This window comes from Halalkalibacter sp. HAAS-P013 (assembly GCF_056619925.1).
The window spans coordinates 581,840-601,670 of record NZ_JBWQTU010000001.1; the positions used below are offsets into that span (position 1 = coordinate 581,840).

A 19,831-nucleotide genomic window follows, 5' to 3' on the forward strand; every position below is an offset into this window, starting at 1 on the left:
TTCATATCATTTTTTTTGATATCCAAGAAAAGCTTCCACTTCTTCTCTAGTTGGCATTCCACTCTGAGCTCCGAGCTTCGTCACAGCTAAGGCTCCTACAGCCGTTGCAAATCGACAGGCATCCTTTAATGAGGCCCCTTCAGCTAATACCACAGCTAAGGCACCGTTAAAGGCATCTCCAGCACCCGTTGTATCAACGACGTCAACTTTGTAGCTGGCAATATCAACAAATTCATCGTTGTCCCAAATAGACACGCCTTGACTCCCTTTTGTTACTACTAGCTTTTCTTTCATGTTCACGATCTGTAACATTTTCTCCTCATGCTCATTCGGTGTAATATAAGTTACTTTCTCCAACGTATCCATCGAGAACGGATGAAACGGAGCTGGGTTTAAAATGATGGGAACCTTATAAAGACTTGCCTTTTTAATTACATATTCAACAGTATGTGTTGGGATTTCTAATTGCAGCAAAATCATATCACTACCTGCAATTGTTTCGATAAATGGCTCTATTCCATTAGGAGTTACTTCTTTGTTTGCACCAGGAACGACAATAATGCTATTGTCCTGATCACTTATCGTAATAGCCGCTATCCCTGTATGTTTCTTTGTCTCATTCTGCACCTCACGAAAAGAAACTCCTTCATTCATAAGACGACTTCTTAATTCCTGTCCAAACGCATCAGAGCCAGCACAGCCAATTAAAGTTACATCCGCACCGAGTCGCGCTGCTGCAACGGCTTGATTCGCACCTTTTCCACCCGGAACCGTAGAAAAGGATTCACCTAGTACCGTTTCACCGACTTGTGGGCGAATGTTGGTTATCGTCACTAAATCCATATTAATACTACCTATAACGGTAATTTTTTTCTTACTCACTTTTTTAAACTCCTTTTTTATTTTACTTATTTTTCATTTTAGTCAGCGGAAAATGCATCACGTCTTGCAAACCACTTCTTCCTTCAATATTTCTTCCAGTATACTTAAAATTGATACTTTCATACAGTGACCGTGCGCGTACATTTCTTTGATTCACAGCTAAGACGATTTCAGTCGTCTTAGGAAAGTGTTTAGCAACAAAGGACGGCAATTGTGACATAGCTTTTTTCGCATACCCTTTTCCTTGTTCTCTCGCATCAATCGAGAACGCTCTAACTAACACTGTATGTTCATCTTCACTGAAGGTACGGACTTCTTTTCCCCAGTGTAGAACCAAGAAACCAACAATCTTAACTCGAGCTTGCAAAACAAATGGATGTCTCTCTTGGTCATATTTACAAATATCAATGGCTTCCTTTGGATGTAAGACGAACATCTCTTGACCATCTTTAAGCTGGTAGTACTTGAGTATTTCCTCCATGTCTTCTACGTAAGGAACAAATTCTATTTTATTCATGTTTCTTCTCCTTTGATGGGAACCGAAAAAGTAAAGGCACTTCCAACACCAACTTCACTCTCAACGGGCGACTTTCACCTTGTCAGTTTCCTCTAAATTGTTAAGCAGGCATTTTTTTTGACTCTATTATGCTCAAGTTGTAAAATACAATTCTATTCTACATAAGAAAAGGAGATGTTGTCATGGCACAGTCACTTCAAGGAAAAGTTGCCATCGTTACAGGAGCAGGAAAAGGGATTGGTCGAGCAACAGCCATTGCTTTAGCAAAAGAAGGTGTCCAAGTTGGGTTGCTTGCACGAACCGAGTCTGACCTTGTTGAAGTAGCAAATGAAATAGAAGCAATGGGCGTAAAGGCAGCTTATGCTACGGTCGATGTCTCATCATTAGAGCAAGTTGAACAAGCGATCGACCATGTAACAAGTAAGCTCGGACTCGCTGATATTTTGATTAATAATGCAGGCACGGGTAAATTTGGATCATTTCTAGAACTTACTCCAGAAGAGTGGAAGAGCATGATCGACATTAACTTACTTGGAGTCTATTATGTGACTCGTACCGTACTTCCGCAATTAATAGAAAAAACTGGCGGAGATATTATTAATATCTCGTCAACAGCAGGACAAAAAGGTGCTCCGGTCACAAGTGCTTATAGCGCCTCAAAATTTGGGTTACTCGGACTTACTGAATCGCTAGCCCTTGAAGTTCGCAAACATAATATTCGTGTAACCGCACTAACACCAAGTACAGTTGCAACCGAACTTGCGTTTAGAGAAAACCTAACAGATGGCAACCCAGAAAAAGTGATGCAGCCTGAAGACCTTGCTGAATATATGGTCGCCCAGCTAAAGCTCCATCCACGAATCTTTATTAAATCTGCTGGCCTATGGTCAACAAATCCGTAGAACGATCAAGTGACCATTAAAGTAGCATTTTTCCTTTAATGGTCACTTCTTAATATATTAACTGAGCTTCTGTCTATGCACTTATAAAAAAAAGAGAAAGACGCAGCGTCCTTCTCTGGTAGTAACCAATTATTTTTGATTTTTAGAATTAGATAAGGCAGAAACAAGATCAGATTCCCTTGCCTTTTTTGTCACGTTTTTAATGTTTGTGGTGTCTAATCCTTCACCTAAAGCCCCGAATACTTCTCCACTACTTGGATCAATGAGAACACGATCTTGATAAGGTCTTGGAGTTTTCCATAACGCGATTAAAGCCTTATCAAAACGCATTTCATGGTAACGCTCTGGCCAATGTTCTGTAATTAATTTTTTTACTTCAGGATAATATTTAGAACTCACCCCTGGAAATAAATGATGCTCTGTATGATAAGAAAAATTAAAATGTAGAACATCAACCCATTTTGGAACCGTAACCGTTAAACTATTAGCTAATGGATCATTTACTTCTGTCGTTGGGTTTAAGCGATGATTCGTTGATATATAGGCCATCACGATAAGGTTGGCAATCAACAATGGAATCAAAAACATAAAGATCCATTTAACTGGTCCAACCCAAATGAGCAAACCAATCCATGTCATCCAAGGTACGATTGCTTCGAACATTACTGCAGGTCGCTTCTTAGGATTAAATTCCTTTAAATAGATCACAAACATATTTACAGAGTGTACTGTGAACTGTAACGACAACGAACAAAAGCTAAAGAAAGCGCGAACAGGTAATGGCAGTTTATATACCCAGCGCAAGAAACGACTTTTCATGATTTTCTCTAGCGTCGGCCAGGAATCCGGATCATGCTCCTCATGCTGTGTATGAACATGATGTGTTAAGTTATGCCATTTTCTCCACAGCTTTGGCCCCGTACTTAACGGCCAAAAAGCAACAGCCCCTAAGAAATCTCTTAGCCATGGTTTTCTAACTACCGTACCATGTAAAATTTCATGACCTAAAAACCCTAAAGCAGCAAAGCTTGCTCCAAGAACAATCGAGATAGGTACATAAAACAGCGGAAACACGTCTAACAGCCCAATTGTAAGTAATCCCACTACCGTAATGACTAAATAAGCTAGTCCACCCCATAACCTCGTAGGAACTGGTTGAAACGCTTTTTTCGGCAGGTGAGGTTTTAGTTTTGCTGCATACCAGCCAAATGAATGTAAATCTTGCAAATAAAAAACACCCTTCCAAATACACCTTTTACAGTTTGATTTCTTCACTCTTCTAATATTACCCTTATTCATCCACTTGTTCAATAAAACTCTTTGTTCTCATTCCATCCCTTCTTATATAGACCGTAGCATCAACACTAATTTTAGCTTTTTTGAATTCCTCATCCCAGTCATCCTTATGTTCTTTAAATATTTTATATTGTTGCTTGCTTAAGTGTTCCCCAAATCCAAATACATCAACTCCATACTTTTCTTGCACGTTTGTAATTGTTGTGGATAGTTTTTTTTCTAAGTGCTCTTCCATTATATTTTGATATTTTTCGTAAGTCTCTATTTCATCTAAAGCATCTGGGCATTGATTATCGTGAATATCTCCCTCAACGATAATTCTTACAGTTAAAGCGGGAGCCCCATCCTCATAATTAGCACTCACTTTTGTATGAGAATTATAAATCTGTAATGCAAAATATCCATCCTTTCCGCAATCAGCGGTCGCCGTTGTTTGATCAATATCTTGAGTCCACATATAGTTTCGTGTTTCCTCTACAGATAAGAATCCGACTAAGCGATCTTTATGAAACATCGCCATACCGTCATATTCAATTACCGCATCTAAATCTAGCTCTCTGTTATCATCAACATTACGACCTTCACTAGGATCCCCCCTAATCGTAACCGCAGCAGCCACAGGATGTCTCCCCGGTGATGTCAAGGCAAACACAAAATCGGTAAGAGCTGATTCTGGGTACCCTCCCCAATTATCTTTAATCGTACGAAATTGCTCGTACATTTTTAATGAAGGGACTTTCTGAATTGGATAGGTCGTTGTAATGATGTCCTTAGCCCTCACTCCTCTTGCGACAATAATCTGAAAATCATTACGAAATTGTCCGCTTTTCTCTAAAAACTGTAAAAATCTTGATATTCCTTCTCTTGCAACCTTCTCATCGACAATTAACGTCCTCGTATGTGAAAAATTCAATTCTCTCGTAATTCCCATATTCATTTTATTAAGCAATTCAGCCATTGTTAGTCCTTTAAGCTCATACGTAATTGTCGGAGTCATTCCTTCGGCCGTTTGTTCATTTAGCTCGCTCGCATTGATCGCTTCAATCGTTAGGCTAAACGCCTCATCATCACTTATCTCTAAAGCTAGTCCTGTAACTAAGGATAATTGGTCTAATTCTTTACGATCCCAGCAGCCAGTTAGAATAACAATTACAGAAAGGACAAGTAAGATCCCTTTCCCTCTCATGAACTCTCCTCCTTTTGCTTAGAAGGTAACGGATTAGGATTCGGTTCTTTCACATCTGCTTTCGGATGCAAATAATTTGGCCTACGCTTCATAAGTTGAATAGGGAAACGGATGAATACATCTTTTTGATCTTCCAAGATAAAAGGTCCCATTGGTGCTAGATAAGGAACACCGAATGACCTTAAGCTTGCCAGGTGAGCAATAATCATTAAAAAGCCAATGATGGTTCCAAATAACCCGAGAGCTGCTGTCATGAAGATTAGGGAAAATCGCAGCAAACGAGTCGAATTAGCAAATGAATAAACAGGGGAGACAAACCCTGCCATGGCCGTTAAAGCGACAATAATGACAAGAAAATGAGAGACGATCCCTGCTTCAACGGCAGCTTGTCCTATAACGAGAGCTCCGACAATCGAAACTGTCTGACCTACAACTCTAGGCATCCTAACTCCAGCTTCTCGCAGAATTTCAAAAGTGACTTCCATTAACAACAATTCAACAACAGCAGGAAAAGGCACCCCTTCCCTTTGCGCTTGAATACTAATAATTAAGCCCGTTGGAATTAATTGCGGATGATATGTTGTTAAACCAATATAGAAAGATGGTAACAACAATGCAATTATAAACGCCAAATACCTGAGCAACCTCAGCATCGATGCCATCATAAAGCCTTGGTAATAGTCCTCACTTACTTGAAAAAAATCAGTAAAAACAACCGGTGCCAAAAGAACGTACGGCGTCCCATCGACAATGACAGCTACTTTTCCTTCTACGATGTTTGACGATACTGTATCAGGACGGTCGGTATGATATAACATTGGAAACGGAGTAATGACACGGTCTGCAATAAATTCTTCAATATTACCAGAATCAAAAATCGCACTTCCTTTAATATCCTTTACTCGTTGCCTAACCTGACTCACAATATCCTCGCTTGCAACATTGTCCAAATAGGCAATACAAACTGATGTTTGTGTATCTTTTCCTACAGTGAATTGCTCAACCTTCAGATGAGGATTTTTTATTCTTCTTCTAATTAAACTAACATTGGTTGCTTTCACTTCTGTGAAACTATCTTGCGGCCCACGAACAATCGTTTGTGTTTTCGACTGTTCAACGGCTCTACTTTCTGTCGTAATCGTGCTGAGCGCAATCCCTTTTGATAAGCCATCAATTAAAATAACTGTATAGCCTGAGAGAGCATACCAGCTCACTTCATGGTTGTATTCTATAACAACGGAATCGTTACTAGAAAAAAATTCTTTTTGAAAATTTTCGAGTTCTGAAGCTGTCGATACCTGTTTTTGTCCCCTGTATGCATTAGCAAGTGCCAGCCGAATCGTCTCAGCTACAGTCGGAAGATCAACCATACTTGTTAAGTATAATATTAATCCTTCCTGCTTACCGACAAAGACTTTCTCCATATAAAAATCATAATTCTTCTCGAACGTTTGATTAAATTCTTCTTCATTTTTTTTTATTGACGGTGATATGCTAATTAAGCCATTTTGATCATCTACTAGGTCTTCAGGAGTCGTTTTATAATTAGTATCATCGACTTTCATGGAGGACGTGATCTGTTTAAATACTTTTTTCAAGATGCGATCCCTCCCGAAACTGATTTATTCTTTCTTTTTTTCATCCAAATGATACAAAACAACAGCACTGGTATTCCAAATTGTAATGGAAGGTGCAGCAAATAAGGAACAATAACCAAGCCTTCTTCAAAATGTTCAACAATGTTAACAGAGTTCAATATAGCAAAAAACGGAATCAACGTACCTATAGGGATAATATATTTTTTAAAAGGAATTGAAAAAACGTACTCTAACCCTTTTAGTCCCGCATAAAAGAAAACACTTACTTTTATAAAAACTCCGCACATTAAAATAAAAACGACCAATATATCTACACGCTCAATGAACTCCATTAACATAATCTCTCTTGCTGCTGTCATTAACGGAAATAGCGTCCTCGTTTTTAAATCAACTCCGAGGGCAGCAACTTGAATAATATTGGCATACGTAATTAACAATCCACTAACTGCCACGGCTGCTGCCCCCACTTTTCCTACATGTGAAAATCGTGTTGTAGCTGTCATGATAACAGTAAAAACAATGACTTCACCGTAAGGAAATGTTAGCAATGTAGGGAATAAAGCCTCAAACACTGGTCCAAACCCGTCCCCTAAAATCGGTAATAAATGAGTTAATTCAAGCCCGTCACTAAAAAAAAGGAAAAGTCCAACAACAACTAAGATCCCGATAATATAAGGAGAAATAATCTCTGTCACACGAGCAAGCACTTCAAGACCTAAATAGACGGTATACATAACAGGAAGCATCATAACGATTACGATGACTTCCATAGGAGTAATCGGCAAAATGGTAATTTTCATTAACTCCCCAAAGTCGCGAATGTTTCTTGAAGCAATATAAAAAAAATAAAGTGCGTAAAAGATGCACATGGTTGTACCGAGAATTTTGCCAAATGCAAAATAAAGCATTTCATATAAATTTTTCTGATCAGCAAATGAGATAAGTTGAAAGTAACTCCATACGATGATTACCCCCATCGATGCTGCCAATATTTCAGCAATCCATAGATCCTGCCTAGCTTCTTCTCCTGCTCCTACGACTACGGCTGTTCCTATCGCAAAAATCGTGATCAAGATAAATAATTGCCATAATGATATTTTTTCGTTCCCAATTGCCTTCATAGCACTCACTCACTTGTTTACAGATTGTTGCCCCTTTTGATCTTTCTTTTCTTTGTAGTCAACATATATAGCAACCAGTAGCCCTACGACAGCAGCCGCTGTAACAATCGTTCGTCTCGTCCCTAATTCAAATGGATATATATGAATAATGCTTTCAAAAAAAGCCCTTCCGTAAATAATCGCGTCAAACATCGACATTACTAGCAACATTGAAACTAAAATAACAAAAAAGATTAAGGTAACCACTCTTACGTTCACCCCAAGTTTCCGTCGTTCTTCACTCTTTTATCGTTTCCTGTACAGCAAAATTTATGTAAACTTTCCATTGATGCACCAACAAACACTAAAGAACTAGCACCTTAGCTAAGTGCTAGTTTACTTTAGAGTACCAGTTGATACGATTCTCAATTCTACATGGGTTGTTACATCAGCTTGGCTAAATGCTTCTATCCACCTCTCTTTAGACCATCCTTTGGCATTGTTTAATCGGAAATAATCCCCAATTCCAATCGGGTCCACTTCATTTTCTTGGAAAAATGCCAAAGCTCGTAACACCTTTTGCTCAAGATGTTTACTCGCTTCTGCTTCTACTTCCTCCCTGTTCTCTCGAACAGACAAATACCTAGTTCCATCGTAATCAACAATACTTCCACTTGCGTATAAATGAACGAATATTTCTGGCTTTTGCAAATCTCCATTTACTTTTACATTTACTCTTGACGTTGTAAATTTCATAATAAATTGTTCTTTTCCTGTCCGCTCAGGTGTAGGAATCGTGATTGATAAAGGAGGCAGGTTTTTTTTCCCCTTCATGGCTTCTACTAACTTAGCCTCTTCAGGTGCCAATGCATCGACCATTTTGTCTTCTTTGAAGATCGCAACTTTCGTAATTTTTAACGAATCGCCATTCACACGTTCTAAATAAGGAACAGAAGGATCAGACACTTCATCTGTTTTTCGATTTATAAAGTTATGAATCGTCGAAAAAGGACTAAAGGCCGTCATGGTTCTTGGTGTTAATAATTCATTTATATAATTATTAATTTCAGGTTTATCTTTATACGTTGCTGTCAAAATATCCTCTACATTTCCTTTCACAACGGCCACAAAAACATTTGAGCCTACTTGTGGATCACGATAAAGATTTTCTAGCTCTTTCATTAACCCTCTTTTTCTTGCAAACTCTTCGCTAAATAACACAACCCGCAATTGTGCAGCAGTAAGAGTTTTTTCTGTTAAGGTTGATATATCCATCATCGCTTCATGTGGCAGCTGAACGGTGGATGTAAATTGCTGTACCTGTTCTTGGGCATCTTTTGAAGGTTGTGGCAGCGTAAGCGAAAGCTTGGTAGTATTTTGATCAACATAATCAAAACCCATTACCCCAACCATTCCTAAGTCCTCAATTACCGGATGCTCCAAATTAGGATCAGCACAACCAAATAGCAACAATAGAACAGCCATCATTAATAGTGCTGCTTTCTTCATGAAGCCACTCCTTTCTCTTTCGGCTCCTTCCTTAACTTATTTTTTATTTTATGAATGAGAAGCAGCAAGATTGGCGATGTGTTTAATGTATAAGCAAAATAGGTACTCCAATCATCAAAAATTAGTTCTTGAATATGAATGGGGATGGGTCCGATAATACTGAAAATGGCTACTAGAGCAACAACGTAGACATGCCACGTTCGGTTTTTATGTTTGTTAAACAGGGCATCCATCCCTTTTTTCGCAACCCATAAATACGTAGCCGCTGTGGAAAGTACGAGAAACACCCACAGAGTAGTACCGAAATTTTCAATCCGTTCAACAAACGGTAATTGGATTGCTTGAAATAGATTTAACACAGGGTAAAGCAAATTATCTATTTGCCATGGTGAAAAGTAAGCAACCGCGGCTATTGAAACTAGAAAATAATACGTAACAGCAATCCAAATACCTAAAGACGCATGAAGGAATGCTTTTTTTGGTTTTTTTATATATGGGAAGTAAAACATGATCAATCCGTAGCCAAACATCGCAACGGACCCGTCATACAAAGCTTCTAGCCAAGCAATTCCACTTACTTCAAATGTGGGAACAACGTGAAGCCAATTTCCTGCTTGTAATGGCCACTGAAGAAAGACGATCATCCAACCGGTCAAAAAGAAGGAAAACATGCAAAAACGAGCTACAGACTTAATTCCCCCTAAGACGATACAGGTTAAAACAAAAAAGAGGCTAATAGTAAATGATACAATCGTGAACGTAGGCAGAACGATCGATTGAACGAGACGAACATATTCCTGGCCAACGGTTGCTGCACCAACAATTCCGTATAACAAAAGCGTAACATTTACTGCTTTTCCTATGATCTTCCCAAGTAATTTCTCTGTTATTTTAAAGAGAGAATCGTCAGGATATTTCTTACAAAGCATGATAATAGGAATGAGAGTTAGGTTAGTCAAAGCCCCTAATAAGATAGGGACAAGCCATTGATTATAACCGACACTACTTAGCGCGTGAGGTAAGGAAAAAAGCCCGATTCCAATCATTGTATTTTGAACTAAAAACACGACATGATAAGCATTTAATTTTTTAAAATTACCTGTATCCATTCTGTGATTACTCCTCGTCTAATGGTCGCACTAAATCTTTTTTTGCTCTTGCAACCCCCATTCTTTCCACCATAAAGTTACCTGGGACTCTGATAACTGAATTGAGCAAGTCTGACCATTTTCTCGGAATCACTGGTGTAATATACGGCGTTCCTAATGAAGTCATATTTGACAAATGGTTGATCATCCATGCAAGTACAATCATTTGTCCAAACATTCCTAATAGCCCGGCAAAAACAATGTAGATATAACGGATAAATCGAATTGCATTACTCATTAAGTAACTCGGAGCTATAAAGGACAACAACGCTGTTACAGCAACTAAAACAATTAGAATATTACTTGCAAGTCCAGCTTCAACGGCAGCCGTACCGATAACAATCCCTCCAACGATACCAATCGTTTGACCAATTTTCGTCGGCATTCTTGCCCCAGCTTCACGAAGTACTTCAATGACGAGTTCGATGATAAGAGCCTCTACTACAGGTGGGAAGGGAACTTGTGCTCTTGACTCGGCTAACAGCCGCAACAGTTGGGGTGGCATCATCTCAGGATGAAAGGTTAGCACAGACACATAAGTAGACGTTAATAAAATAGAAATGAAAAAACCTGCCATTCTCAACGTTCGCAGGAGACTTGCCGTTGTCCAGCGGTTATAATAATCCTCTGGTGAAATAAACATTTCCCAAAACGTTGCTGGTAAAATGGCCGCTTCTGGACTTCCATTCATCATTACGAGAATTTTTCCATTTAATAAAGCATCAACTGAGTTATCACTTCTCACCGTAATCCCAAACTGTGGAAAAGGGGAGAATGGCTTATCTTCTAACATTTGTTTCAAAACTGGCATGCCAATAAATCCATGAAACTCGATATTTTCAAGTCTTCTTTGTACTCGATTAACATTTTCATCATTTGCAATATTATCCATATATAACATCACCACATCGTTTTTCGTTTCTGTTCCTAATAAAAACGACTTAGATTTTAATTGTGGTGATCGTATTCTTTTTTTGATTAAGGAAATATTTGTAGCCACACTTTCAACAAATGCATCTTGGGGACCCATAACCGTCGTTTCATTCTCTGGTATCGTAATCGCTCGGTCTGGTGCACTAAATGTATCTATCTCAATTATCTCATCTTCAAATAGTAAAACTGTATAGCCACTGCATACGTCATGAATCAGCTTTGGAAGTTCGTCCTCTTTCAATGTCTTATAATTTTTAAAAATTTCATCTGCTTTAGTGGAGGTTGACTGATTAAGCGGATTATAAACTAATTCATCCATAATAGTCGTTTCGACAATCGTATTTAAGTAAACGATTGTTACGGTTTTATCACCAATTTTTATATCTTTCATAACAAAATCATCAACATCGGCTAAGCTTTTTTGGATCGCATCTTTTGTTATAGGCTCTTTAATGTTCGGATTTGCTTTATTATCATCATGTAGTTGAGGGGGAAATAATTGTTTAAACTTGAAACCCTTTCTCTTCCGACTCATTAAGCACCCCTCCATATAATTTGGTCCATAAGTAAAACGTTCCCAGTTCATTGTCGAATTATGTGCTATCAAAAAACGTCAGAAAAATGTAAAAGAGTAGGTCTAATCACTAATAGTGATTAGACCTACTTCTTTCAAAATAGGTATCAAAGTTTTAATTCTCTAAAAAACAGAAAAAAGAGCATTAACGTTTTTTATAAGAAATCCAATCGTTTCCTCTAATTAAATTGTAACAATCTAACAGTTGCTTCCCTGCAATGTACACGAAAGCTTCTCTCTCGCCTTCCTCTGTATATATAACCCTCACCACTCGATCATATTCATTTGATTTCCGGCCAGATACATAGTCCTCTAATTGATCCAGATGTTCTAATTCATCCATTGTAACTTCATATAATTCACCTGATACTTTTCGATCCGGGTTTTCTTTTAAGACTGGATAGCCATACCCTGTATCATGTAACTCGCCTAAAGCCCAGGACTTTAAAGAGATGGCTTTCGCTTCATTTAAATAATGAGCATTTGCCCCTCCTTTCCTTAATGTTCCGTAAACAAAGACCAAATAAGTTTGTTCACTCAAACGATCACTTCCTTTTAACCTTAAACATCTAACTAAACAATCGATGCGATTCTTTTTGTCATTCGTTGGATCGATCGATTTGCTTCTGCTAAAACCGTAGCCTTATCCAACGTTTTCATTATACGGTTCTCCATAACGATGTTCCCATTGATAATTGATGTAATAACATCAGCTCTAGTAGCTGAATAAACAATACGAGAAATCGGATCAACATCAAAGGACGGAAACGTATGGAAGTTGTGTAAATCTAACATGACTAAATCTGCTTTCTTACCGACTTCAATACTTCCAATTTCACTTTCCAAACCAATTGCTTTTGCTCCACCAATTGTCGCCATTTTTAAAACTGTCTTGGCATCCATCGCAGTAGGTCCATGAAGTGGTTTTTGAATAAGGGCAGCCAAACGCATTTCATTAAACATGTCAAGATTATTATTGCATGGTGCCCCATCCGCACCAAGACTTACAGAAACTTGTTCATTTAATAAACTAGGAATCTCAGCAACCCCTGAAGCTAGTTTTAGATTAGAACCTGGACAATGGCTTACATGAATTCCTTTTTCTTTTATAATTCGTTTTTCATTCTCACTTAACCAGACGCAATGAGCCAAAATAAGACGATCATTAGCTAAGCCGACATGATCCAAATACTTAATATTTCTCATTCCCGTTTCATGTTCAACAATTTTGACTTCACCGCGATTTTCCGAAGCATGAGTATGGACATTGACCCCATAATTAGCTGAAAGTTTTGCAACCTCTTTTAAGAGAGGTTCCGTGCAAGATACAACGAACCTGGGCGAAAAGGCATATTTTATTCGACCATCATCATAGTTATGCCATTTTTCTAACAAATCAACACTTTCTTGAATCGATTGTTTTGTATTTTCTTGCAATATTTTTGGCACTTCGTCTCCTTTATCCATCATGACTTTTCCTGATAATGCCCGTATTCCACTTGAAGCAATGGCTTGAAAAGCTGAATCCGTATGATGCACTGTCTCCATATCAACAATAGATGTCGTCCCACTTTGGATCAATTCACCGATACCTAACAAAGCTGAGTAGTATACGGATTCTTCATCATGTGCTGCCTCTAATGGCCAAATCCGTTTTTTTAACCAATCTAACAATTCTAGATCATCCGCCCTTCCACGGAACACGGTTTGACACAAATGAATATGTGTCTGTACAAACCCTGGAATGACTGTCTTATTAGAAGCATCAATCACTTTATCTACAGTTGCCGAATCTAAATTAACTCCTATTTCTTTTATTCGATCATGTTCAATTAAAATATCTCCAACAAAGATATCTTCACTTTCGTTCATTGTTACGATTTCAGCTTGTTTAAGTAATATTTTACTCAAGGAAACCACCCCCAAATTAATTTAGCCGCACAAAAAAGCCACAAAAAATGTGCAATAATGCCACTGAAAATGGTTCCCTTTTCACCTTTTCAAGCAGCAATCATACACATTTTTCGTAGCTAGGAATTTACGGTTCCAAGTAGATACCCTTGGTCCATATTACTCAAGGTTATACGAAAATAGAAGCAGTTATTTAGTTGACTACACTGCTACTATACGAAAAAAAATAAACGTATTCTATATACAGGTCAGAAAATCTCCCGTGGTTTTTTCATAATTATTGTAAACCTATATGTTTTTAAGACTTCTTTTAAGTACGATCAATTCTTTTTCGTTCTAACCTCTTTCCAATTCCATTTTCAATTAACTCTAAATGACGGCGATCTTTCGGTGCAACAAATGTAAAAGCTCGTCCTTCCTCTCCAGCCCGGCCCGTCCTCCCTATACGGTGAATATAGCTTTCGACATCGTGTGGAATGTCGTAATTAAAGACGTGAGTCACCCCTTCCACATCTAATCCACGGGCCGCGACATCCGTAGCGACTAAATATTGAATTTGGCATTCTCGAAATGCTTTCATCACTTTTTCACGTTTTGCTTGAGACAAATCACCATGTAATTCATCGACGAGATATCGATTCGCTAATAGGGCTGCATTTAACTTGCTTGCTCTTCGTTTTGTACGGCAGAAAATAATCGCTAGAAACGGTTGTTCTTGTTTCATAACCGTTCTCAGTGTATCTTGCTTAGCTCGATCGGTTGTTTCAACAACAATTTGTTTAATTCGGTCAATCGTCACATTTTTTTGTTCAACATATATATTTTCAGGGTGCTTCATATATTCATTTGCTAGCTCACGGATTTCCTCAGGCATCGTAGCTGAGAATAACAACGTTTGCCTAACGGTAGGAGTATGTCGAATTACTTCCTTTACTTCCTGTAAGAAGCCCATATGTAGCATTTGGTCTGCTTCATCTAACACAAGGACCGATACTTCGCTTAGATCAATTGTTTCCCGCCTAATATGATCAAGGAGCCTACCAGGTGTTGCAATAATAATCTGAATCGCTCCTTTTAATTTATGAAGCTGCTGCAAAACATCTTGACCTCCATATACGGCTAACACATCAATAGTAGGTAAGTGCTCTACCATCTTTTTTGCTTCATTTGTAATCTGCAGGGCAAGTTCTCTTGTTGGTGCGACAATTAACGCTTGAACATTTGACTTGGTTGGATCAATGCTCTCAATGATTGGGAGAAGAAAAGCTAATGTTTTACCTGTTCCTGTCTGTGCTTGAGCGATGAGATCTCCTCCGGTACGAACAAAGGGGATTGCTTTTTCTTGGATCGGAGTTGGACTTATAATGCCATACTCTTTCAACTTTGCATGTAACTCTTGACTTACACCTAATGCTTGAAAATCCTTCATTTATTTCCCTACTTTCTTACATTACAGATTGAGCTTTATTTTTACGTAAGCATACATCATTGTACCACTAAAAAAAAGAGAGTAGCTCACATGTCGAGTTACTCACTTTTATATCTATTTTTTTCAACAATACTCTTCATACATGCCTAGTTACGTACCTGATGACACAGGAACAGGGTCTTTCTCTGCCTTGTCTCTTCCTCTCCCTTTTCCAAAAAAGATATCACGATCACGATACATCAATAAGGCTCCAAGTAAGCAAGCAAAGAAATCTGAAATAGGAAAGGCTAAAAAGACACCATACACACCAATGAAGTGTGGCAAAATTAGCACGAGCGGGATTAAGAAAATCAATTGTCTTGATAATGATAAGATTAAGGCTTGCTTTGGCTTACCCAATGCTTGATATAACCCACTACTAATTACTTGAATGGTGATTAAGAAAAAGGCTGCAAACATAATTCGTAAATACTCCACACCAGCAGCAATGACAACTGGATCAGACGTGAATATCCTCATCAACCAATGCGGTACAGTCATAATTAAAATAAAAATGAAAACAGAAATATAGAATGTAACTTTTAAACTTATTATCACTGTTTCACGTAAACGATCAAAGTTCCGAGCTCCGTAATTATACCCGACAATCGGCTGCATTCCTTGCATCACACCAAGCATTGGCATGACTGTAAACATAATGATTCGTTGAATAATCCCAAATACCCCAACATGGAGATCACCTCCAAAACGAATGAGCATCGTATTAATCGCAATCATCATTACACTGCCAGTTGCCTGTTGCGCGAATGCAGGTAATCCTACTGCAACTACTTCTTTCACAGTAGAAAACTTAATTTTTAAATCAACCATCCGAAGCTGTAATGAGCTTTTCCCAGTTAAGAAATATCGTAAAATAACAATTGACACAGAAGCTTGAGAGATAACTGTCGCAATCGCAGCCCCTTGTACACCCATGTTAAATCCAAAAATAAAAATAGGATCCAATATAATATTAATGACAGCTGGAATGATCATCGTCATCATTGCAAATTGGGCATTGCCTTCTGACCTGACAATATTATTCGTTGCAAATGCAAAAGAAAAGAAAAAAGTTCCTAACAAAATGGGAAACATGTAATCAAATGAATAGCCTAATATGTCAGGAGTTGCTCCAAATAACCGCAAAGTCGGTTCTAGTATCGTAAAAGCACCAATCATTCCTAACACACTAATAATGAGAATGACAGAAATAATATTCCCAAATACATGATTCGCCTCGTCTTCTCGTCTCTCCCCTAACCTTCTAGAGATGACAGAAGCTCCCCCAATCCCCATAGCAGCTGAGACTGCCATCATAATCATCATGATCGGAAAAGCAATGGTTACCCCTGCAACGGCATCAATTCCTACTCCATAAGAAATAAAAATCGTATCAACAACATTGTATAACGCCATAACAAACATCCCAATCATAGCTGGGATGGACAAGTTTTTCAACAACTTCGGAATCGGTTCGGTTCCTAGGCGCTCACTTTGCATTTTTTGTTTCATTCGTAATGACCAACTTTCTAGTTTTGATAAAAATATGCCACTCTACGTAAAAAAGAGAAAAACAACTGTTTTTCCTCATCAGAAAAATTATTCATAAGCTTTTCATCCATTTGGCCCATTTCATTCCATAGTTTTTCTTCGAGTTCTTTTCCTTTTTCCGTTAAACTAATAATTTTCGACCGCCTATCTTGTTCACTTTCTTTCTTATTTATCAGGCCATTTTTCAACATAGAATCAATGATTCCATTCATTGTAGAAGCTTTAATATATAGACGATTTTGTAAAGAAGACTGTAAAAGTTCATTATGCTCTGATAATTGATAAAGCACCTTAAACTGGGCATGAGTTACCCCGTATTCCGCTAATTTTTGATTAAATTGATTTTGCATAAGGTGGGCCACAACGCCAATTTGATATCCAATTCGATCTTCTAAATTTCTATCCATAATTACTTAGCCCCCTAACTATTCTAATAAAATTTTACACCCTTTTCACTCAACATTCAACCATTTATTTCGAACAACTAAATAGTTTCATATTTTTGCTGAATACACATCTAGTTACATGGGGAAAAGCAAGTAAAACCGAAGATGTATCGACATGGCTTCGGGTTTATCCTATTGGGACAACCCCTTGAAAAGAATTAACAATATGCAGATTTTTGAAATCCTCTACTTTCTTTGACTCCATTATGATTATTTCATCTTCTAAATCCCTTCTTATTGATTCCCACGAAGTAACCTAACTTAGACTTGCACCTAACCTTTCCTTCATTCATAGAATAACTCAGCAGCCACTTGAAAATTTCTTGGGGGATAGTATGTTTATCGAATTAATAGCAACAATCTTTTCTGGAATAGGTATTTATTTCTTACTAAAACCACCTAAAAAGCAACATAAACATGACCATTTTGGAAATGGAAATGAAAATAAAATAAATAAAAATGAACCGAATGTTAGGCGGTAGCTTATGGTTGGTCTGTCTATTGCTACATTTCATCTTCCTCATCACTCTTATTTTTATCCTGTGGCGTCCAAAAGGAATAAATGAAGCTATCCCCTCTACGATAGGAGCAATAGGTATTCTTTTAATTGGCAGTGTTACCTTTAGTGACCTTATTGTCATCACTTCTACAATAAGTGGTGCTGCAATTACCATTTTAGCAACAATAGTCATGTCCCTTGTGCTTGAGAGCTTTGGTTTTTTTACTTGGGTAGCACATCGATTAGCAATAAAAGCTCGTGGTTCAGGGTTGCGCCTTTTCTGGTATGTCAATCTGCTTTGTTTTCTTATGACTCTTTTTTTAAATAATGATGGCAGTATATTAATTACAACACCGATTCTTCTATACTTACTAGCAAAACTTGGATTAAAACATCATCAAAAAATCCTAAGACGGACCAATCCCTTTCCCTGTTGTCCCTATCCTATCGTTCCCCTTCCTCTCCTCTACAGATTGCTTTATATGTAACAATTTCGAAGCAGATCTTATTTTAGAAAAAATTTTTCTATAATGGGTTTAATTCAGGGTTTACCTTTAAATAAAGCCGTTTTTTGTGGAACAAAAATAGCCGGTTGGACCTTAGAATCTTCTGAAAACACTTGTGGAGATCTCCCGCAGAAAATAAAACAAGATGAACTTATAAGAAAACTACTGTAAAATGAAAGCTCAATCCACAAATGGATTGAGCTTTCATTTTTTTCAGTAATCATTCCAAAAAGTAATCTGATTGTTCTTTCGTGAGTTGATCAATTTTTATCCCGAGAGCCTTTAAGCATAGGGAGGCGACATAGCGGTCTAATTCCGCCGGAACTGAATGTGCTGCAGGTTTAAGTTTCTTTCTATTTTCCAACACATACTTTAATGATAAAGCCTGGAGTGCGAATGTAAGGTCCATAACTTCTGTCGGATGGCCGTCTCCTGCGGCCAAATTGACCAATCTCCCTTCGGCAAGTAAATAAAGTTTACGTCCATCCTTCATTAGATACTCATCTATATTTTTACGTACTTCCGTTACTTTTTTTGCTCGGTTGGCCAAATCTTTTTTATTAATTTCGATATCAAAATGACCTGCATTACATATAATAGCACCACTTTTCATCTTATCGAAATGATCACCCCTTATGACATCTCGACTTCCTGTTACCGTTATAAATACATCTCCTAACATAGCCGCTTCTTTCATTGACATAACATCAAAGCCGTCCATATGTGCTTCTAGCGCCTTAATCGGGTCAACTTCTGCAACAATTACCTTTGCTCCTAAACCTTTTGATCGTAAAGCTACGCCTTTCCCACACCAGCCATATCCAATAACAACAACACTTTTTCCTGCTGCTACAAGGTTTGTTGTTCTATTGATCCCATCCCATACAGATTGACCAGTTCCATAGCGATTATCAAAAAGGTATTTACAATATGCATCATTTACAGCCATCACTGGGAATTTCAGCATACCTTTTTTCTCAAGTGCCTTAATACGAATAATACCAGTAGTCGTTTCTTCACAACAACCAATGATGTCTTCTGACTGAGCTACTCTTTGTGTATGCAAAAGATTGATCAAATCAGCACCATCATCAATGATTAAATCTGGCTTGAAATCTAAAACCTTGTTAAGAAACATAACGTACTCATCGTCCGATGCACCATGCCAAGCATAAGCCGTAATCCCACTTTCAACAAGCGCTGCCACAACATCATCTTGAGTTGAAAGTGGGTTACTCCCACAAACAGCAACTTTTGCTCCACCTGCTTGGATCACTTGGGCTAGATATCCCGTTTTCGCTTCCAGATGTAAGCAAATGGACACCTTCATACCATTAAAAGGTAATTCTTTCTCAAACTGCTGCTCAATGGTGTTGAGTAACGGCATGCGTCCTTTAACCCAATCTATTTTACGTTTTCCTTTCACTGCTAATTTACTATCTCGAATCATAGAATCAACTTTTTCCATCCCTTTATACAACCTCCCGACTTCAAGTTATTAACAGTATATGAGAGCATTAATAAAAGGGTCAGAACGATAGTATTTCTCCAAATTACCGGGGTGATCCTTACGATTTAATAGAATTGCACATGAGGTCGCCACATAATAAATAAAATCGTTAATGCAAATATAACGATTGTAAAAATCACTAATATGTTATCCTTTGGAATTTACCTCATTTTTATACAAACTCAACATTTTCTGTTTATACAACTTAGTTTCTACTTGAGTTTCTTGTCTTGAAGGTGTCAAAAGTTTATAAAAAACACACCCGAACAAAGTATAAAATAAGACATGACCATTC

General features: G+C 37.8%; 18 protein-coding genes, 1 pseudogene and 1 riboswitch. Of the genes and pseudogenes, 3 read left to right on the forward strand and 16 right to left on the reverse strand.

Annotated features, from left to right (window positions below; translation table 11 throughout):
- Positions 1–6 precede the first annotated feature (6 nt).
- Positions 7–882, reverse strand: a complete 876-nt coding sequence (rbsK, locus tag AC1FXP_RS03065; protein ID WP_480058648.1) for a ribokinase — start codon at positions 880–882, stop codon at positions 7–9.
- Between the two features lie 22 nt (positions 883–904).
- The gene (locus tag AC1FXP_RS03070) at positions 905–1,399 is read right to left on the reverse strand and encodes a GNAT family N-acetyltransferase (RefSeq protein WP_480058650.1); all 495 of its coding nucleotides are present in this window, start codon (positions 1,397–1,399) and stop codon (positions 905–907) included.
- Between the two features lie 182 nt (positions 1,400–1,581).
- Between AC1FXP_RS03070 and AC1FXP_RS03075 the strand changes: the two genes are divergently transcribed.
- Positions 1,582–2,301, forward strand: a complete 720-nt coding sequence (locus AC1FXP_RS03075) for a 3-ketoacyl-ACP reductase (RefSeq protein WP_480058651.1) — start codon at positions 1,582–1,584, stop codon at positions 2,299–2,301.
- Positions 2,302–2,430: 129 nt separating this feature from the next.
- Here the strand turns inward: AC1FXP_RS03075 and desB are convergent, their stop codons facing one another.
- The 13 genes from desB to AC1FXP_RS03140 form a co-directional block, all read right to left on the reverse strand.
- Complete coding sequence (gene desB / locus AC1FXP_RS03080) at positions 2,431–3,528, reverse strand: Delta(10) desaturase DesB (RefSeq protein WP_480058653.1); 1,098 nt, start codon at positions 3,526–3,528, stop codon at positions 2,431–2,433.
- Positions 3,529–3,592: 64 nt separating this feature from the next.
- Positions 3,593–4,783 carry a Ger(x)C family spore germination protein gene (locus AC1FXP_RS03085; protein WP_480058655.1) on the reverse strand — a complete coding sequence of 397 codons (1,191 nt, stop codon included), beginning with the start codon at positions 4,781–4,783 and terminating at the stop codon, positions 3,593–3,595.
- A complete protein-coding gene (locus tag AC1FXP_RS03090; RefSeq protein WP_480058657.1) occupies positions 4,780–6,381 on the reverse strand; it encodes a spore germination protein in 1,602 nt (533 codons plus the stop codon). The genes AC1FXP_RS03085 and AC1FXP_RS03090 overlap by 4 nt, the downstream gene beginning before the upstream one ends.
- On the reverse strand, positions 6,378–7,502 hold the full coding sequence (locus tag AC1FXP_RS03095) for a GerAB/ArcD/ProY family transporter (RefSeq protein WP_480058659.1): 1,125 nt from the start codon (positions 7,500–7,502) through the stop codon (positions 6,378–6,380). The genes AC1FXP_RS03090 and AC1FXP_RS03095 overlap by 4 nt, the downstream gene beginning before the upstream one ends.
- A 9-nt stretch (positions 7,503–7,511) precedes the next feature.
- Positions 7,512–7,748, reverse strand: coding sequence for a hypothetical protein (locus AC1FXP_RS03100; protein WP_480058661.1), 237 nt, complete (start codon positions 7,746–7,748; stop codon positions 7,512–7,514).
- Between the two features lie 129 nt (positions 7,749–7,877).
- Entirely contained in the window at positions 7,878–8,990 is a 1,113-nt protein-coding gene (locus tag AC1FXP_RS03105; RefSeq protein WP_480058663.1) for a Ger(x)C family spore germination protein, read from the reverse strand.
- Positions 8,987–10,099, reverse strand: a complete 1,113-nt coding sequence (locus tag AC1FXP_RS03110) for a GerAB/ArcD/ProY family transporter (protein WP_480058665.1) — start codon at positions 10,097–10,099, stop codon at positions 8,987–8,989. The genes AC1FXP_RS03105 and AC1FXP_RS03110 overlap by 4 nt, the downstream gene beginning before the upstream one ends.
- A 7-nt stretch (positions 10,100–10,106) precedes the next feature.
- Entirely contained in the window at positions 10,107–11,606 is a 1,500-nt protein-coding gene (locus AC1FXP_RS03115; protein WP_480058667.1) for a spore germination protein, read from the reverse strand.
- Positions 11,607–11,790: 184 nt separating this feature from the next.
- Entirely contained in the window at positions 11,791–12,186 is a 396-nt protein-coding gene (locus AC1FXP_RS03120) for a gamma-glutamylcyclotransferase family protein (RefSeq protein ID WP_480058669.1), read from the reverse strand.
- A 32-nt stretch (positions 12,187–12,218) separates the two neighbouring features.
- Positions 12,219–13,556, reverse strand: coding sequence for a 5'-deoxyadenosine deaminase (locus tag AC1FXP_RS03125; RefSeq protein ID WP_480058671.1), 1,338 nt, complete (start codon positions 13,554–13,556; stop codon positions 12,219–12,221).
- Positions 13,557–13,652: 96 nt separating this feature from the next.
- A riboswitch (purine riboswitch) is annotated at positions 13,653–13,753 on the reverse strand.
- Positions 13,754–13,866: 113 nt separating this feature from the next.
- On the reverse strand, positions 13,867–14,985 hold the full coding sequence (locus tag AC1FXP_RS03130; protein WP_480058673.1) for a DEAD/DEAH box helicase: 1,119 nt from the start codon (positions 14,983–14,985) through the stop codon (positions 13,867–13,869).
- A 150-nt stretch (positions 14,986–15,135) separates the two neighbouring features.
- Positions 15,136–16,536 carry an MATE family efflux transporter gene (locus tag AC1FXP_RS03135; RefSeq protein ID WP_480058675.1) on the reverse strand — a complete coding sequence of 467 codons (1,401 nt, stop codon included), beginning with the start codon at positions 16,534–16,536 and terminating at the stop codon, positions 15,136–15,138.
- A 17-nt stretch (positions 16,537–16,553) separates the two neighbouring features.
- Positions 16,554–16,982 carry a MarR family winged helix-turn-helix transcriptional regulator gene (locus tag AC1FXP_RS03140; RefSeq protein WP_480058677.1) on the reverse strand — a complete coding sequence of 143 codons (429 nt, stop codon included), beginning with the start codon at positions 16,980–16,982 and terminating at the stop codon, positions 16,554–16,556.
- Positions 16,983–17,356: 374 nt separating this feature from the next.
- Here AC1FXP_RS03140 and AC1FXP_RS03145 point away from each other — a divergent pair, with 374 nt between their 5' ends.
- Together AC1FXP_RS03145 and AC1FXP_RS03150 are read left to right on the forward strand one after the other, a co-directional pair.
- The gene (locus AC1FXP_RS03145; protein WP_480058679.1) at positions 17,357–17,503 is read left to right on the forward strand and encodes a hypothetical protein; all 147 of its coding nucleotides are present in this window, start codon (positions 17,357–17,359) and stop codon (positions 17,501–17,503) included.
- Positions 17,490–17,927, forward strand: a pseudogene (locus AC1FXP_RS03150) (ArsB/NhaD family transporter); the annotation flags it as partial. The gene AC1FXP_RS03145 and the pseudogene AC1FXP_RS03150, both read left to right, overlap by 14 nt.
- 319 nt (positions 17,928–18,246) lie before the next feature.
- Here AC1FXP_RS03150 and AC1FXP_RS03155 read toward each other — a convergent pair.
- Positions 18,247–19,494 (reverse strand): adenosylhomocysteinase, encoded by a 1,248-nt coding sequence (locus AC1FXP_RS03155; RefSeq protein ID WP_480058681.1) that lies wholly within the window; start codon positions 19,492–19,494, stop codon positions 18,247–18,249.
- Positions 19,495–19,831: the final 337 nt, after the last annotated feature.

Excerpts from the sequence above, each read along its gene's own strand:
- AC1FXP_RS03130 (WP_480058673.1), bottom strand. The coding sequence starts at position 14,985 with ATGAAGGATTTTCAAGCATTAGGTGTAAGTCAAGAGTTACATGCAAAG.
- AC1FXP_RS03115 (WP_480058667.1), bottom strand. The coding sequence starts at position 11,606 with ATGAGTCGGAAGAGAAAGGGTTTCAAGTTTAAACAATTATTTCCCCCT.
- AC1FXP_RS03085 (WP_480058655.1), bottom strand. The coding sequence starts at position 4,783 with ATGAGAGGGAAAGGGATCTTACTTGTCCTTTCTGTAATTGTTATTCTA.
- AC1FXP_RS03070 (WP_480058650.1), bottom strand. The coding sequence starts at position 1,399 with ATGAATAAAATAGAATTTGTTCCTTACGTAGAAGACATGGAGGAAATA.
- AC1FXP_RS03095 (WP_480058659.1), bottom strand. The coding sequence starts at position 7,502 with ATGAAGGCAATTGGGAACGAAAAAATATCATTATGGCAATTATTTATC.
- AC1FXP_RS03145 (WP_480058679.1), top strand. The coding sequence starts at position 17,357 with ATGTTTATCGAATTAATAGCAACAATCTTTTCTGGAATAGGTATTTAT.
- AC1FXP_RS03110 (WP_480058665.1), bottom strand. The coding sequence starts at position 10,099 with ATGGATACAGGTAATTTTAAAAAATTAAATGCTTATCATGTCGTGTTT.
- AC1FXP_RS03155 (WP_480058681.1), bottom strand. The coding sequence starts at position 19,494 with ATGGAAAAAGTTGATTCTATGATTCGAGATAGTAAATTAGCAGTGAAA.
- AC1FXP_RS03105 (WP_480058663.1), bottom strand. The coding sequence starts at position 8,990 with ATGAAGAAAGCAGCACTATTAATGATGGCTGTTCTATTGTTGCTATTT.
- AC1FXP_RS03075 (WP_480058651.1), top strand. The coding sequence starts at position 1,582 with ATGGCACAGTCACTTCAAGGAAAAGTTGCCATCGTTACAGGAGCAGGA.
- AC1FXP_RS03135 (WP_480058675.1), bottom strand. The coding sequence starts at position 16,536 with ATGAAACAAAAAATGCAAAGTGAGCGCCTAGGAACCGAACCGATTCCG.
- AC1FXP_RS03140 (WP_480058677.1), bottom strand. The coding sequence starts at position 16,982 with ATGGATAGAAATTTAGAAGATCGAATTGGATATCAAATTGGCGTTGTG.